General features: G+C 62.6%; 14 protein-coding genes. 12 read left to right on the forward strand and 2 right to left on the reverse strand.

Annotation, left to right across the window (positions count from 1 at the left end; translation table 11 throughout):
• Nucleotides 1–33 precede the first annotated feature (33 nt).
• From HHL25_RS04970 to HHL25_RS05000, 7 genes are all read left to right on the forward strand, one after another.
• On the forward strand, nt 34–2304 hold the full coding sequence (locus HHL25_RS04970) for a sensor histidine kinase NtrY-like (protein ID WP_169587841.1): 2271 nt from the start codon (nt 34–36) through the stop codon (nt 2302–2304).
• Nucleotides 2294–3658, forward strand: coding sequence for a nitrogen assimilation response regulator NtrX (gene ntrX / locus HHL25_RS04975; protein WP_169587843.1), 1365 nt, complete (start codon nt 2294–2296; stop codon nt 3656–3658). The genes HHL25_RS04970 and ntrX overlap by 11 nt, the downstream gene beginning before the upstream one ends.
• A gap of 59 nt (nt 3659–3717) precedes the next feature.
• The gene (trkA, locus tag HHL25_RS04980) at nt 3718–5094 is read left to right on the forward strand and encodes a Trk system potassium transporter TrkA (protein ID WP_169587845.1); all 1377 of its coding nucleotides are present in this window, start codon (nt 3718–3720) and stop codon (nt 5092–5094) included.
• A gap of 22 nt (nt 5095–5116) precedes the next feature.
• Nucleotides 5117–5980 (forward strand): D-amino-acid transaminase, encoded by an 864-nt coding sequence (locus tag HHL25_RS04985; protein ID WP_169587847.1) that lies wholly within the window; start codon nt 5117–5119, stop codon nt 5978–5980.
• A 110-nt stretch (nt 5981–6090) separates the two neighbouring features.
• Nucleotides 6091–6342 carry an RNA chaperone Hfq gene (hfq, locus tag HHL25_RS04990; protein WP_169587849.1) on the forward strand — a complete coding sequence of 84 codons (252 nt, stop codon included), beginning with the start codon at nt 6091–6093 and terminating at the stop codon, nt 6340–6342.
• A complete protein-coding gene (gene hflX, locus HHL25_RS04995; protein ID WP_315853049.1) occupies nt 6338–7750 on the forward strand; it encodes a GTPase HflX in 1413 nt (470 codons plus the stop codon). Before hfq ends, hflX begins: the two co-directional genes overlap by 5 nt.
• 335 nt (nt 7751–8085) lie before the next feature.
• A complete protein-coding gene (locus HHL25_RS05000) occupies nt 8086–9327 on the forward strand; it encodes a sensor domain-containing phosphodiesterase (RefSeq protein ID WP_169587860.1) in 1242 nt (413 codons plus the stop codon).
• Nucleotides 9328–9331: 4 nt separating this feature from the next.
• On the opposite strand, the gene mazG is transcribed toward HHL25_RS05000, so the two are convergent.
• Together mazG and HHL25_RS05010 are read right to left on the reverse strand one after the other, a co-directional pair.
• On the reverse strand, nt 9332–10174 hold the full coding sequence (mazG, locus tag HHL25_RS05005) for a nucleoside triphosphate pyrophosphohydrolase (RefSeq protein WP_169587862.1): 843 nt from the start codon (nt 10172–10174) through the stop codon (nt 9332–9334).
• 22 nt (nt 10175–10196) lie between these two features.
• Nucleotides 10197–10778: a deaminase gene (locus HHL25_RS05010; RefSeq protein ID WP_169587864.1), complete on the reverse strand. Its 582-nt coding sequence runs from the start codon at nt 10776–10778 to the stop codon at nt 10197–10199.
• A 261-nt stretch (nt 10779–11039) separates the two neighbouring features.
• Between HHL25_RS05010 and cysG the strand changes: the two genes are divergently transcribed.
• From cysG to HHL25_RS05035, 5 genes are all read left to right on the forward strand, one after another.
• The gene (cysG, locus tag HHL25_RS05015; protein ID WP_169587866.1) at nt 11040–12482 is read left to right on the forward strand and encodes a siroheme synthase CysG; all 1443 of its coding nucleotides are present in this window, start codon (nt 11040–11042) and stop codon (nt 12480–12482) included.
• Nucleotide 12483: 1 nt separating this feature from the next.
• Nucleotides 12484–12798, forward strand: a complete 315-nt coding sequence (locus tag HHL25_RS05020; RefSeq protein WP_169587868.1) for a DUF2849 domain-containing protein — start codon at nt 12484–12486, stop codon at nt 12796–12798.
• Nucleotides 12799–12806: 8 nt separating this feature from the next.
• On the forward strand, nt 12807–14477 hold the full coding sequence (locus HHL25_RS05025) for a nitrite/sulfite reductase (protein ID WP_169587870.1): 1671 nt from the start codon (nt 12807–12809) through the stop codon (nt 14475–14477).
• Nucleotides 14478–14489: 12 nt separating this feature from the next.
• Nucleotides 14490–15002: a DUF934 domain-containing protein gene (locus HHL25_RS05030; RefSeq protein WP_169587872.1), complete on the forward strand. Its 513-nt coding sequence runs from the start codon at nt 14490–14492 to the stop codon at nt 15000–15002.
• Nucleotides 15003–15190: 188 nt separating this feature from the next.
• Nucleotides 15191–16003, forward strand: a complete 813-nt coding sequence (locus HHL25_RS05035) for a ferredoxin--NADP reductase (protein WP_169587874.1) — start codon at nt 15191–15193, stop codon at nt 16001–16003.
• Nucleotides 16004–16027: the final 24 nt, after the last annotated feature.

A 16027-nucleotide genomic window follows, 5' to 3' on the forward strand; every position in this document is an offset into this window, starting at 1 on the left:
CATGGCATGCGCGGAGCGCGGGAGTTCTTTTTGATGATCAGGCGAGCGGCGGCATCCGTTACGGATAGCGATCCTACGCCGGCGCACGACCGGCGGGCATCCTTCGCGCTTCCGGGGCTGGCGCTCGCGACAGGCGCATTGGCCTGCGCCGTGTTTACGCTGCCGGTTCTGCTCGGGCTGACGCCAATCGAGCCGACATCCAACGTCCTGATCGCCTCGGCGATCGTCAATTCGCTGTTCATCGTCGGCCTGATGTTCCTGATCGGTCGCGAGGTGACGCGTCTCGTCAAGGCTCGGACCCGCGGACGGGCCGCGGCGCGGCTCCATGTGCGCATCGTCGTGCTGTTCTCGATCGTCGCCATCACGCCGGCGATCCTCGTCGCCATCTTCGCGAGCATCACGCTGAACGTCGGTCTCGATCGCTGGTTCTCGCTGCGCACCCAGTCGATCGTTTCGTCATCGAGCAATATCGCTCAGGCCTACATGATGGAGAATGCGAGCTATCTGCAGGGGCAGACGGTCTCCATGGCGAACGATCTCGAGCGCAACCGGGCGCTCTATTTCCTCGACCGGACCGGCTTCGTCCAGCTGATGACCCGTCAGGCCAAGGGGCGCGGGCTGCTCGGGGCCTTCCTGGTCCGTCAGGACGGTTCGGCGATCACGCAGGCCGACATCCCGACGGACAAGCCCCTGCCGGCCATTCCGCGGGATGCGCTCGACAGCGCAGCGGCCGGCCAACCGACGCTGATCCCGCCGGGCGTGACCAACCTGGTCGGTGCGATCATCAAGCTCGATTCAATTTCCGGAACGTTCCTCTACACCATCCGCGCGGTTGATCCGAAGGTCATGGCCGCGATGCGGCTGATGGAGGAGAACACCGCCGAGTACAAGGCGATGGAGGCGGGACGGACCACGCTGCAGATCGCGTTTGCCGTTCTCTATCTCGGTTTTGCCCTGATTGTGCTGCTCGCGGCGATCTGGACGGCAATCGCCGTCGCCGACCGGATCGTCCGGCCGATCCGTCTGCTCATCGGCGCGGCAGACAGCATTGCGTCCGGCAACCTCAACGTGATCGTGCCGGTGCGCGCTGCCGATGGTGACGTCGGCAGCCTGTCGCGCACCTTCAACAAGATGATTTCGCAGATCCGAACCCAGCGCGATGAGATTCTCGAAGCGAAGGACGAAGTCGACGACCGGCGCCGTTTCATCGAGGCCGTGCTGTCCGGCGTGACTGCCGCCGTCATCGGCGTCGAGGACGACGGTGTCATCACCATCGTCAATCCGTCTGCCGAATACTTCCTGGCCGTGCCGGCCGAAGAACTAATGGGGCAGAAGCTCGCTTCCGTAGCGCCGGAGGTCGATCGTGTTCTCGCCGAGGCGGCCGTGCGTCACCGCGGCGAGTATCGCGAGCAGATCAACCTCATTCGCAACGGCAAGGAGCGGACGCTCAACGTGCAGGTCACACGAGAGGAAACCCGCGGTTCGGCCGACAGCTATGTGATCACCCTCGACGACATCACCGATCTCGTTATCGCGCAACGGTCCACCGCCTGGGCGGACGTTGCCCGGCGCATCGCGCATGAGATCAAGAACCCGCTTACACCGATCCAGCTTTCGGCGGAGCGACTGAAGCGTCGTTACGGCAAGCACATTGCTGAAGATGATCGGGCGGTGTTCGACCAGTGCACCGACACGATCGTCCGCCAGGTGGGCGACATCGGCCGCATGGTGGACGAGTTCTCGGCCTTCGCGCGCATGCCGAAGCCCGCCAAGCAGCGGTCCGACCTGCGCGACATCCTGCGCGATTCGGTCTTCCTGCGCGAAATGGGGCATCACGACGTGACGTTCCTGCGGGAGTTCGGCGACGAGCCGCTGGAGGGAAGCTTTGATGCCCGGATGCTCGGCCAGGCCGTCGGCAACCTCATCAAGAACGCCGTCGAGGCGATTGAGGGCGTGCCGCGCGAAGAGCTCGGGGACGGCGGGAAGGTACTGGTACGGTCCAGCTACGACCGGGACCACGACCGGTTCGTCGTGGACGTGATCGACAATGGTCGGGGACTGCCGGTGGAGAACCGCCACCGCATCCTCGAACCCTACATGACCATGCGGGACAAGGGCACGGGCCTCGGTCTCGCGATCGTAAAGAAGATTATCGAAGAACATGGCGGGCAGCTGGAATTGCACGATGCACCGGCGGAGTTCGACCGGGGCAGGGGCGCGATGATCCGCATCGTGCTTCCGCGTCTCGAGACGCCGGCCGCCATGGAGGACGAAAGCAACAAGGAAAAGGTCCATGGCCTCTGACATTCTGGTCGTTGACGACGAAGAAGACATTCGCGAAATCGTCTCCGGCATCCTCAGTGACGAAGGACACGAGACACGCACCGCGCATGACGCGGATAGCGCGCTCGCGGCGATCTCGGACCGCGTGCCGCGGCTGGTCTTCCTCGACATCTGGATGCAGGGCAGCCGCCTCGACGGGCTGTCGCTGCTGGACGAGATCAAGACCCGCCATCCCGATCTTCCGGTCGTGATGATTTCGGGACACGGCAATGTCGAAACTGCCGTCTCCGCCATCAAACGCGGCGCCTTCGACTTCATCGAGAAGCCGTTCAAGGCCGACCGTCTTATCCTCATTGCCGAACGGGCCCTGGAGAACTCCAAGCTCAAGCGCGAGGTGACGGAACTCAAGAAACGCACCGGGGATGCCGTGGAGCTGATCGGTACCTCTGTCGCGGTGTCGCAGCTTCGTCAGACGATCGACAAGGTGTCGCCGACCAATAGCCGCATCATGATCTTCGGGCCGTCCGGATCGGGCAAGGAGCTCGTCGCCCGGATGATCCACAAGCGCTCGGCGCGCTCCTCCGGTCCGTTCGTCACGCTGAATGCGGCCGCAATCACGCCGGATCGGATGGAAGTCGCCCTCTTCGGGACCGAAGGAACGCCGGGGCAGCCGCGGCGCATCGGTGCGCTCGAGGAGGCCCATCGCGGCATCCTCTATCTCGACGAGATCGGCGAGATGCCGCGTGAGACGCAGAACAAGATCCTGCGCGTTCTCGTGGAACAGCAGTTCGAACGGGTCGGAGGCTCCAAGCGGGTCAAGGTCGATGTTCGCATCATCTCGTCGTCGGCCTACAATCTCGAAAGCCTGATTGCGGAAGGGCGTTTCCGCGAGGATCTGTTCCATCGCCTTGCGGTCGTGCCGGTCAAGGTGCCGGCGCTCGCCGAACGGCGCGAGGACATTCCCTTCCTGGTCGACATGTTCATGCGGCAGATTTCGGAGCAGGCCGGCATCCGTCCGCGCCGGATCGGCGAGGACGCCATGGCGGTGCTTCAGGCGAATGACTGGCCGGGCAACATCCGGCAGCTTCGCAACAACATGGAACGGCTGATGATCCTCGCACAGAGCGACAGCGCCGATTCCCTGATCACCGCGGAAATGCTGCCGCAGGATCTCTCCGACATGCTGCCGAAGGTTTCGGCCCGCAACGACACCCACATCATGACACTTCCCTTGCGGGAGGCGCGCGAAATGTTCGAGCGGGACTATCTGATCGCGCAGATCAACCGGTTCGGCGGCAACATCTCGCGCACTGCGGAGTTTGTCGGCATGGAACGCTCCGCGCTCCATCGCAAACTGAAGTCGCTTGGCGTATAAGGACATGCGGGCGGGGGCACACCTTCCTCGCCCGTCATCAAATCGCTGAAAGAGCCATCATGAAAGTCATCATCTGCGGGGCGGGACAGGTCGGATACGGCATCGCCGAGCGCCTGTCCCAGGAGGACAACGACGTGTCGGTGATCGACACGTCGGCTTCGCTGGTCAACCACATCACCGAAACGCTCGACGTCCGCGGCTATGTGGGGCATGGCGCCCATCCGGACATGCTGGCGAGAGCGGGCGCGGACCAGGCCGATATGATCATTGCGGTGACGCTTTACGACGAGGTCAACATCGTGGCCTGCGAAGTGGCCCATGCCTTGTTCTCGGTCCCGACGAAGATCGCCCGCATCCGTGCACAGAACTATCTCAGGCCGGAATATTCCGACCTCTTCAGCCAGCAGAACATGTCGATCGACGTGACGATTTCTCCGGAAATCGAGGTCGGCAAGATGGTGCTGCGGCGCATTTCCTTCCCCGGCGCGACCGATATCGTCCGCTTCGCCGACGACCATATCGCGATGGTCGCCATCGAGTGCATGGAGGATTGCCCGGTCGTCAACACGCCGTTGCACCAGCTCAGCCAGCTCTTTCCGGACCTGATGGCGACGGTAACCGCGATCTATCGCAACGGTCGCCTCATGGTCGCCCGCTCGACGGACCAACTGCTTGTCGGTGACCTTGCCTATGTCATCTGCCAGCGCGAGCATATCCGTCGGACCCTCGGCCTCTTCGGACATGAGGAGCAGGAGGCGGGCCGGCTGATCATCGCGGGCGGCGGCAATATCGGCTACTACGTGGCGCGCCAGATCGAAAAGATGCAGCCGAAGACCAAGGTGAAGATCATCGAGAGCGATCGGGATCGTGCCATCGTGGTTTCCGACAAGCTGAAGCAGTCGATCGTGCTTCATGGTTCCGCGCTCGACCAGAATATCCTGCAGCAGGCGGACGTGCAGGATGCCGATCTGATGATCACGCTGACCAACAGCGACCAGACCAATATTCTGAGCGCGGCGATGGCGAAGCGCATGGGTTGCAGGTCGGGGATGGCGCTGATCAACAATCCGAGCTTTCAGGATCTCACCCAGGGGGTCGGGATCGACCACCACATCAATCCTCGCGCGGTCACCATTTCCCGGGTGCTCCAGCACGTCCGCAAGGGCCGTATCCGCTCGGTCTATGCGGTACAGAAGGGGGTCGCGGAAGTGATCGAGGCCGAGGCGCTCGAGACCTCGCCGCTGGTCGGCGTGCCGTTCCGCGAGCTCAAGCTGCCGCCGGGTATCCGCATCGGCGCGATCTATCGCGACAAGCATGTGCTGCGGCCCGACGGGGATCTGAAGATCAAGGCGAAGGACCGTGTTGTCCTCTTCGCCACCGCCGAAGCGGTGCGCGACGTGGAGCAGATGTTCCGGGTGTCGATCCAATATTTCTAGAATTCGCCAGCAAGGGTTTCCGATGCCGAGAATTGCCTATGTCAACGGTCGCTACCTGCCGCACGATGCGGCCGGCGTCCATATCGAGGATCGCGGCTACCAGTTTGCCGACGGCGTCTACGAAGTCTGCGAGATCCGCCATGGCGTGATCGTCGACCTGACCCGGCATCTCGACAGGCTGGACCGTTCGCTCTCGGAAATCCGCATCTCACCCCCGATGTCGAGGGCAGCTCTCGTGCAGGTGATCCGCGAGGTGGCGCGGCGTAACCATGTGCGCAACGGCCTGTTCTACATGCAGGTGACACGCGGCGTGGCGCGGCGCGATCATGTCTTTCCGAACGCCGAGACCGCGCCGTCACTGGTGATCACCGCCAAGAGCACGGATCCCAAGGTGATCGCGGCCAAGAACGCCAACGGCCTCAAGGCCATCACGCTGCCCGACAACCGCTGGGATCGCGTCGACATCAAGACCGTGGGTCTTCTGCCGAATGTCATGGCACGCCAGGCGGCCAAGGAAGCCGGTGCCCAGGAGGCGATCTATGTCGACGCACGGGGCATGGTGACCGAAGGGGCCGCGACCAATGTCTGGATGGTGGATGCAGACGGACAGTTGGTGACACGACCGGCAGAACACGGTATCTTGCGCGGCATTACGCGAACCGGGCTGATGGACGTGGCGAGGGCGCTTTCGATACCGGTCGTCGAGCGGGAGTTTTCGCGGGAGGAAATGCTGGGGGCGCGCGAGGTATTCATTACCGCCGCGACAAGCATCTGCTTCCCGATCGTGGAAATTGATGGAAAGACGATCGGAAACGGCCATCCGGGCACGTTCTCCGAGAAAATTCGGAGCGCCTTTTTCGAGATTGCGGAAAAGACGGCGATTTGATACCAACTTCACGGTGAAAGGCTTGCAAGGGACAAAGCCTTAGCTGTTTGATAAGCTTGAACAATAATTACACCGACCAATCTGTCGGCAAAAAAGAAAGAAGCGGCGCCATGGCGGAACGTTCTCAGAACCTGCAGGATCTTTTTCTCAACACCGTTCGCAAGCAGAAGATTTCGCTGACGATCTTCCTGATCAACGGTGTCAAGCTGACGGGCGTTGTTACGTCCTTCGACAATTTCTGCGTTCTGTTGCGCCGCGACGGGCACTCGCAGCTCGTCTACAAACACGCCATCTCGACCATAATGCCGGGTCAGCCGATGCAGATGTTCGAAAGCGAAGAAGCCTCTTCGTCGCAGGATTGAAGCCATAACCACGCGAGACACGAAAAACGATTCGATCATCCCGGAGGACGAAAAGCCCCGGGATGACATGCGTGCATTGGTCATCGTTCCGGTTCTGAAGCAGCTGCGCAACGCGCCGTCCGCCACGACCGACAATGTGGTCGCCGCGGTTACCCGTTCCAACGAAAGCCGGCTCGAAGAGGCCATTGGCCTTGCCCGGGCAATCGACTTGACCGTGGCCGAGGGGCTGATCGTGCCGGTGAACCAGCCGCGTCCGGCAACCTTGCTCGGCACCGGCAAGATCGCCGAGATTACCGAGAAGCTGGAAGAGCACGATGCCGGTCTGGTCATCGTCGACCACCCGCTGACGCCCGTCCAGCAGCGCAATCTCGAGAAGGCATGGAATGCGAAGGTCATCGACCGCACCGGCCTGATCCTGGAGATCTTCGGCCGCCGGGCCTCCACCAAGGAAGGCACGCTGCAGGTCGATCTCGCCCATCTCAACTATCAGAAGGGTCGGCTCGTTCGCAGTTGGACCCACCTTGAGCGCCAGCGCGGCGGTGGCGGCTTCATGGGCGGTCCGGGTGAAACCCAGATCGAAGCTGACCGTCGGCTGCTGCAGGATCGTATCGTAAAGCTCGAGCGTGAGCTGGAGCAGGTGGTGCGCACCCGCCAGCTGCATCGCGCCAAGCGCCGCAAGGTGCCGCATCCGATCGTGGCACTGGTCGGCTATACCAATGCCGGCAAGTCGACGCTGTTCAACCGGATCACCGGTGCCGGCGTTCTGGCCGAAGACATGCTGTTCGCCACCCTCGATCCGACGCTGCGGCGGATGAAGCTTCCGCACGGCCGGACCGTGATCCTGTCCGACACGGTCGGTTTCATTTCCGATCTGCCGACGCATCTGGTCGCGGCGTTCCGCGCCACGCTCGAAGAGGTTCTCGAAGCCGATCTGATCCTGCATGTGCGCGACATGTCCGATCCGGACAACGCCGCCCAGTCCGCCGATGTGCTGCGCATCCTGTCCGACCTCGGCATCGACGACAAGGAAAAGTCCGAGCGCATCATCGAGGTATGGAACAAGATCGACCGGTTGGAGAGCGAGACGCATGATGCGCTCCTGCAGAAGGCAGCGACGCGCGAAAACGTGCTGACCGTCTCGGCCATCACGGGCGAAGGCGTCGACAGGCTGCTCGACGTGATTTCGGAGCGACTTTCCGGTGTCCTGACCGAAGCGACGATCACGATCCCGGCCGACAAGCAGGCGATTGTGTCCTGGGCCTATCAGAATGCCGTCGTCGACGGGCGCGAGGATCACGAGGACGGTTCCGTCAGCCTCGACCTGCGCCTGACCGATCGCCAGGCGATTGAGCTCGAACGCAAGCTCGGCGGCGGCAAGCCGCGGGACAAGGAAGACTGGGAACGATAAGCCAGTCAGGTTGGCGTAATCTGTGTGAAAAGTCGCCCGGTTCGTGACCGACGGCCCTCCGGCCATGCATTTGCTTCGAGAATCTTTCCGCGACTTTGCCAGGGGCTCCCGTTGACGTGATTCGGTATGTGCATCGCAATCTGGTGGCGATCGGCGATTGACGTTCGGCATTTCCGTACCAAAACCCGGTTGTCAACGGCGCAGTACAGCGTTCAATTGCAGTTGCTCAGGTATATTTTTGCAATTTTCGTTTGTGGTGCGAATTCCCCAAGCAACGCCTTTGCCAAAAAAAGTGATTTGTGCATCTATATTTCTCCAACTGCACGGAGAGGTTGATGCAACAGGAATCCGTTCTGGTGGGCGCGCTGGGCTGGCGCGGAGGGGAGCCTGAGAAGCTGCGTTACGACGAGGAGGTCGAAAGCGCGCTCAAGGCTGTGCGACAGCATCTGGGCATGGAGATAGGCTTCGTCTCGGAGTTCCTGGGTGAAGAGCGCGTCTTCCGTCACGTCGACACCAGTCTCGCCGAGCCGCCGTTCCTCGCCGGGCACAGGCTATCGATGGAAGAGGGCTATTGCCGCAAGGTGGTAGCCGGCGAACTTCCCGAACTCATTCCCGACACCTCACTCGTTCCTGCCGCACTCGATATCCCGGAGACCGCGCTACTGCCGATCGGCTCGCACATGAGCGTCCCGATTCGCCTGAGCGACGGTACCGTCTACGGCACGTTCTGTTGCTTCAGTTCGTGGCCGGATACCTCGCTGAGCGTCAGGGACCTGCAGACGATGCGCGCCGTGGCCGACATGGTGGCGGCTCAGGTCGAGGCGAAGGTCACTTCGCAGAAGGTCCAGGAGAGCCTCAGGTCGCGGCTCGCCGCCGTGCTGACGGCAGGCGGGCCGCACATGATCTACCAACCGATCATCAGGTTGGATGACATGGTGGTGGTGGGCGCGGAGGCTCTGGCGCGTTTCGCCGGCTCGCCGCACCAGTCTCCCGACCGCTGGTTTGCCGATGCGGATGCGGCCGGCATGCGTAGCGAGCTGGAGTTCGCGGCAATACGAAATGCGCTCCGCGACTTCTTCGCCGTTTCGCAGGAGGACCGGTACCTTGCGCTCAACATTTCCCCGAAGATTATCGTCGGCGGCGATCTGGCGGCCGTTCTGGAGGGGTATCCGCTCGATCGGATCGTGCTGGAACTCACCGAGCACGAACATGTCGAGGACTATGAAGGCCTGTTCCGGGCTCTTGCGAGGGTCCGGGCGCGGGGCGTGCGGATTGCCGTGGACGATGCCGGCTCCGGATATGCAAGCCTTCGGCATGTTCTCAGCATCCGACCGGATATCATCAAGCTCGATATCAGCCTGACGCGTGCCATCGAGACCGATCCGGTGCGTCAGGCGCTCGCCGCGGCGATCGTCGCCTTCGGGTGTCATGTATCCTGCCGAATTGTCGCCGAAGGCATCGAGACGGAGGCGCAACTCACGGCGCTGCGGGCTCTCGGGGTGGAATACGGGCAGGGCTACCTGCTCGCCAAACCGTTGCCGGCCGCCGATCTAGGGCGAACGACGGGCGGGGTCTGAGCCCTTATCCTTCGTCCTTCTTGGCTTCCTGCCAAAGAGCCTCCATTCGTTCCAGCCCGGCCGTCTGGAGCGCCTCGCCGTTCCTCTCCAGAGATGTCTCTATGTATCTGAAACGGCGTCGGAATTTGCTGTTCGTGCCGCGCAATGCCTGTTCCGGTTCGGCGCCGACATGGCGACCGATATTGACGAGGGCGAAGATCAGGTCGCCAAGTTCGTCCTTGACCTTATCCGGTTGCCGGGCGGCGAGCGCCTCGCGCAGTTCGGCGATCTCCTCCTCGATCTTGTCGAGGATCGGAGCCGCTTCCGCCCAGTCGAAGCCGACCTTGGCCGCCTGTTCCTGGAGCTTCAGCGCTTCGGTCAGCGCCGGAAACGAGCGCTGGACGCTGCCCAGGAGGCCGACCTTCGGATCGTCGGGTGTGGATTGACCCACAGCGGCAGCGCGTGCCGCACGGCGCTCTGTCCGCTCCTGCTTTTCAAGCCGCTTGATCTCGTCCCACTGGAGCTTGACTGCCTCGGGCGTCGAGGCGTCCGACACCGCAAAGACATGCGGATGGCGGCGGATCATCTTGGCGGTGATCGCCTCGACCACGTCGCCGAAAGCGAAAAGCCTTGCTTCCTCGGCGATGCGGGCATGGAAGACCACCTGGAGGAGAAGATCGCCGAGTTCGTCGCAGAGGTCGTCGGGATCGTTGCGTTCGATCGCGTCGGCGACCTCATAGGCCTCCTCGATGGTATAGGGCTTGATGGTCTCGAAGGTCTGGACGATGTCCCAGGGGCAACCGGTTTCCGGATTACGCAGGGACGCCATGATTTCGAGAAGGCGCGAGATGTCCTTTGAGGGCTGCATGCGGAGATCCTGTCGTGGCCCGTCAGTTGAGGGGAATGTCGTTGTCGGACTTGCCGTACTGGTACTGCCCCGAGAGCCTGTCATAGACGGCGCGGATGCGGCGCGACTGCGCATCGAGCGTTTCCTGCTCGTCGCTGACCGCGACCAGATCCGCGATGGCAAACGCATTCCAGAAGGCATTCGACTTGCGGTAGCCGCCTGGCTCCAGCCCGAAGACCTCTTTCAGGATCTTCAGATCGTGCGGGATGGCGAAGGCGTCGCGGCTGTCCTGGTGGCTGAAGAAATAGTAGAAATTGTCGAAGCCGGCCCAGGTGATCGCGGACATGCACATGGTGCAGGGCTCGTGGGTCGAGAGGAAGATCAGGTCCTTCGTGGGAGGATGTTCACCAAGCTCGTAGAAGCGCTTCAGCGTGTGGACCTCGCCGTGCCACAACGGGTTTTCCAGTTCGTTGTTGGTCTCGGCAAGCACCAGCGACAGATCGGACTTCCTCAGGATCGCCGCCCCGAAAACCTTGTTGCCTGCGGCCACTCCCGTCTCGGTAAGCGGCAGGATGTCGTGTTCGATGACGTCAAGCAGGCGTCGCGTCAGCAGAGGGCTGTTCAAAGTCGGTCTCCTTCAGAGGTGGTCCGCAATCCTAGCGTCTGGCCGTTGCGAGCGGAAAGGCAAAACATGCCGGTGATGCGGTTATCCCGACGCTTTTGCAGCGCGAAACGGGCGGTTGGTGCCGGACGGTGATATTTGCTCTGTTTGGCCTTGTGGCTAGCAAAGAAATATCCATGGTGAGGCCGCTACGGATTTCTGTTTCTTCAAACGTTTGCGACTAAAGAGGATAGTGCGGCACTCCTCGGAATAGTGGAATCACGCATGGGCGCGAGCGAACAGCAACTTTCGGTCTTTCCGGCCTTCTTCAAGGTCTCGAATGCCGTTGCCGCCGTTTTCGGCAACGGACCGGAAGCGTTCGCCAAGGTGCGCCTGCTGCGCAACACCGAAGCCCGGATCGTCGCCTATACGGATGCGCCGGATGCCGACTATGCCGCCTTTCTGGCCGTGCACGGTGTCGAGACGATTGCCCGCAGCTTTGCCGCGCACCAGGTCGAGGACGCCGTCCTCGTCTTTGCGGCGACCGGTGACGCGGAACTGGATCGGACGATCGTGACGGCAGCACGGGCGCATCGCGTCCCGGCCAATGCCGTCGACCAGCCGGATTTTTGCGATTTTTACACGCCGGCACTGGTCAATCGTGCCCCGATCGCCGTTGCGATCGGCACGGAGGGTGCCGGTCCGGTGCTCGCGCAGATGATCCGTGGCGACATTGACCGACTGCTTCCGAAGTCGCTTGGCCGTCTTGCACGGCTCGCCAATGCCTACCGTTCCGCAGTGGACAGCCTGCTGCCACGCGGTGTCGTGCGCCGCCTGTTCTGGCGGGCCTTCTTCAAGGGCGACGTGGCAGATGCCGTCGAGGCTGGCGACGAGAGCGCGGCGCGTCGCCACGCGACCCGGCTCCTCAAGGTCACTCGTACCAGCGGTTCCGTCGGTCGGGTCTTCCTGGTCGGCGCCGGACCGGGGGCGGAGGATCTGCTTACGCTCCGCGCCCATCGCCTGCTGATGGAAGCAGATGTGATTGTCCATGACGCGCTCGTACCGCAGGCCGTGATCGACATGGGACGCCGTGATGCGACCCGTATCCCGGTCGGCAAGCGCAAGGGCTGCCATTCAAAGTCGCAGGACGAGATCAACCATCTGCTCGTCGAACTCGGACGCGAGGGCAAGCGCGTCGTTCGCCTCAAATCCGGCGACCCGCTGGTGTTCGGCCGCGCCGCCGAGGAAATGGCAGCGCTGCGCGAGGCGGGCATCGCTTACGAGGTTGTGCCGGGCATCACCTCCGCACTGGCGGCTGCCGCCGATTTCGAGCTGCCGCTCACGCTGCGCGGCGTTGCCTCGTCTCTGGTTTTCACCACCGGCCACGACCTTCACGGCGAAACGCTGCCCGACTGGGCGCGGCTTGCCCTTTCCGGCGCGACGGTTGCCGTCTACATGGGCCGCAGCGTCGCGGCCTCTGTCGCAACACGGCTGATGGATGCCGGTCTGGCCGAGGACACCACGGTCGCCGTCGTCGAGAATGCCGGCCGCAGCGACAGCCGGCTCCTGCACGGCACGCTCGAGGAGCTGCCGGCGCTTGAGACCCGCAATGAACTCAAGGGCCCGGTGATGGTGATCATCGGTGATGCCGTCGCAGGCGGCAACTTCGCCCGTTCCGAACCGCTGCGCGGCAAGATCGCCAGCCTTGCCCCTTTCGAGAGGACATGACATGGCAGAAAATGTATTGACCGCAAATCGTCTGGGTGACGGCATTGCCGTTTGGCTCGACGCCAACGGCCAGTGGACCGAAAAGCTGCAGGAGGCATTTGTCGCCCGCCACGCCGAAGCGGTCGCCGCGCTCGAAGAAGCAGGCCGCAAGGCCTTTGCCAGCAACATCGTTCTCGATGTCAACGTTATCGAGGTCGAGGAAAAGGACGGCAAGTTGCGTCCGCTTCGCCTTCGCGAGCGCATCCGCGCCGAAGGACCGACCATCGCCTATGCGGACGGCCACGGTTTCGCCGATCCTGACTTCATTGCCGCCTGAGGAATTCCATGTACCGCTACGATGAATTCGACCACGCCTTCGTCTCCGCTCGCGTCGAGCAGTTTCGGGACCAGGTCAACCGCCGTCTTGCCGGAGAGATCGCCGAGGACGCGTTCCGTCCGCTGCGCCTGATGAACGGCGTCTATCTGCAGTTGCATGCCTACATGCTGCGCGTCGCGATCCCCTATGGCACGCTGAACGCCAAGCAGATGCGCATGCTCGCCCATGTCGCGCGCCGCTACGACCGCGGCTATGGCCATTTCACCACACGCCAGAACATCCAGTACAACTGGCCGAAGCTTTCCGACACGCCGGATATCCTGGCGGATCTGGCCAGCGTCGAGATGCATGCGATCCAGACGTCGGGCAACTGCATCCGCAATGTCACGGCCGATCATTTCGCCGGCGCCGCCGCCGACGAGGTCGCCGACCCGCGGCCCTATGCGGAAATTCTGCGCCAGTGGTCGTCGGTCCATCCGGAATTCTCGTTCCTGCCGCGCAAGTTCAAGATCGCGGTGACCGGGGCCCCGCGGGATCGCGCCGCGATCCAGGTCCACGACATCGGTCTGCACCTGAAGAAGAACGACGCCGGCGAACTCGGCTTTGCGGTCTATGTCGGGGGAGGGCAGGGCCGCACGCCGCTGGTTGCCAAGCTGATCCGCGACTTCCTGCCGGAAGCCGATCTCCTGACCTATGTGACGGCGATCGTTCGCGTCTATAACCTGCATGGCCGCCGCGACAACAAGTACAAGGCCCGCATCAAGATCCTCGTGCACGAGACCGGCGTCGAGGAACTGACGCGTCAGGTCGAAGCCGAATTCGACCATATCCGCGACGGCGAGCTGAAGCTGCCGGAAGCGGACATCCGTGCGATCGAGGCCTATTTCGCCCCGCCCGTGCTGCCGGAACGGCCGGAGGGCTGGGAAGCGCTCGCCCGCGCCAAGAAGGCGGATGCGACCTTTGCCGCCTGGGCCTCGCAGAACGTCCAGCCGCACACCCATCCTGACTACGGCATGGTGACCATCTCGCTGAAGCCGATCGGCGGCACGCCGGGCGATGCCAGTGACGCGCAGATGGACGTCGTCGCCGACATTGCCGAGCGGCTGGCCTTCGACGAGATCCGCGTCAGCCACGAGCAAAACCTGATCCTGCCGCACGTGGCGCTCGGTGATCTCTACGCCGTCTACCAGGCGCTCGAGGCTTCGGGCCTCGCCACCGCCAATGCGGGCCTGATCACCGACATCATCGCATGCCCGGGCCTCGACTATTGCGCGCTTGCCAATGCCCGTTCCATCCCGGTCGCTCAGGAGATTTCGACCCGTTTCGGTTCGCCGGAACGCCAGGCCGAGATCGGCGAGCTGAAGATCAAGATTTCCGGCTGCATCAATGCCTGCGGCCACCACCATGTCGGCCATATCGGCCTTCTGGGGGTGGAAAAGAAGGGGGCGGAGCTCTATCAGATCACGCTCGGCGGTTCCGGCGACGAGAACACCTCGATCGGCGAGATCATCGGCCGCGGCTTCGAGCCGGATCGGGTCACCGATGCGATCGAAACGATCGTCGATACCTATCTCGGCCTGCGCCTGGACCCGAAGGAGACCTTCCTCCATGCCTATCGTCGGGTCGGCCCGAAGCCCTTCAAGGATGCCCTTTACGGCCAGGCGGCGGAAGCGGCCTAAGGAAGAGATGAAATGACCAAAATCTGGAACCAGTCCGGCTTCGTCGACAACGACGCCTGGGTCATCGAGACCGAAGACCGCAAGGCGGGCGAGGGCGAGCGGGCCGTCGTCGCTCTCGACGGTTTTCTCGCCGCGGTCGAGCAGAGCAACGAGAGCGGTTTCGGCGTTCTCGTCCAGCCCGCCGACGACGTGACGAAGCTTGCGCCCCATATCGATCGCATCGCGCTGATCGCCGTCAACTTCCCTGCCTTCAACGACGGGCGCGGCTTCAGCCATGCGTCGCTTGTCCGCGATCGTCTCGGTTATCAGGGAGATCTCCGTGCCGTCGGCGACGTGCTGATCGACCAGGTGCCGCTGATGCTGCGGACCGGCTTCACGAGCTTTGCGGTGACGAACCCGGTCGCCCTTGCGCGGCTCGCCGACGGACGTCTGCCGGGAATTGCCCAGCGCTACCAGCCGAGCGCCAAGGCATCCGCCGCGGCCGGCGGTTTCAGTTGGCGGCGCATCGGCGGTCAGGGCGCATAATACATCGCCAGAATAATATGTAATCTCCGTCGACTTGATGGAGGTCAAGGAAGGCGGATGCCATTTCAGGCATCCGATGAGCGGGGCGAAACGCCGAAGGTGGCGAATTGTCCGCTTTTTCCGGCCTCAAAGTTGCGGTATAGGCCTGCGAGCCAAACCTCTCTGGCGACCATAGGAACACAAGACGCATGAATGCTCCTGTCAAAACCGATAATGCGGAACTGATCGTACCGGAAGGCGTCTATGCCGAAACTGTGCTCGACGTCACTCACTACACCGATCGCCTGTTCCGCTTCCGCATGACCCGCCCGGCCGGCTTCCGTTTCCGCTCCGGCGAGTTCGCGATGATCGGCCTCATGGTCGAGGGCAAGCCGGTCTACCGTGCCTATTCGATCGCGAGCCCGGCCTGGGACGAGGAACTCGAGTTCTTCTCGATCAAGGTGCCGGACGGTCCGCTGACGCAGCACCTGCAGAAGATCAAGCCCGGTGACAAGGTTCTGATGCGCAAGAAGCCGACCGGGACGCTCGTGCTCGATGCGCTGACGCCCGGCAAGCGCCTCTACATGTTCTCGACCGGTACCGGCATCGCGCCGTTTGCCAGCCTCATCCGCGATCCGGAAACTTACGAAAAGTTCGAAGAGGTCATCCTCACCCATACCTGCCGTGAGGTTGCGGAACTGCAATACGGTTTCGATCTCGTCGAAGAGATCAAGAACCATGAGTTCCTCGCCGAAATCGTCGGTGACAAGCTGAAGCACTATGCGACGGTTACCCGCGAAGACTATCCTTTCAAGGGCCGGATCACCGACCTCATGGAGAACGGCAAGCTCTACAGCGATCTCGGTGTTCCGGCGCTCGATCCGGCGGTCGATCGCGGCATGATCTGCGGTTCGTCGGCCATGCTCAAGGACACCAAGGCCCTGCTGGAAAAGGCGGGCCTCAACGAAGGCGCCAACAACAAACCGGCGGAATTCGTCATCGAACGCGCCTTCGTCGGCTGACGGTCAGAGATCAGCGGAAACAGG

This window comes from Rhizobium terricola (genome assembly GCF_012927355.1).
GTDB lineage: Bacteria > Pseudomonadota > Alphaproteobacteria > Rhizobiales > Rhizobiaceae > Allorhizobium > Allorhizobium terricola.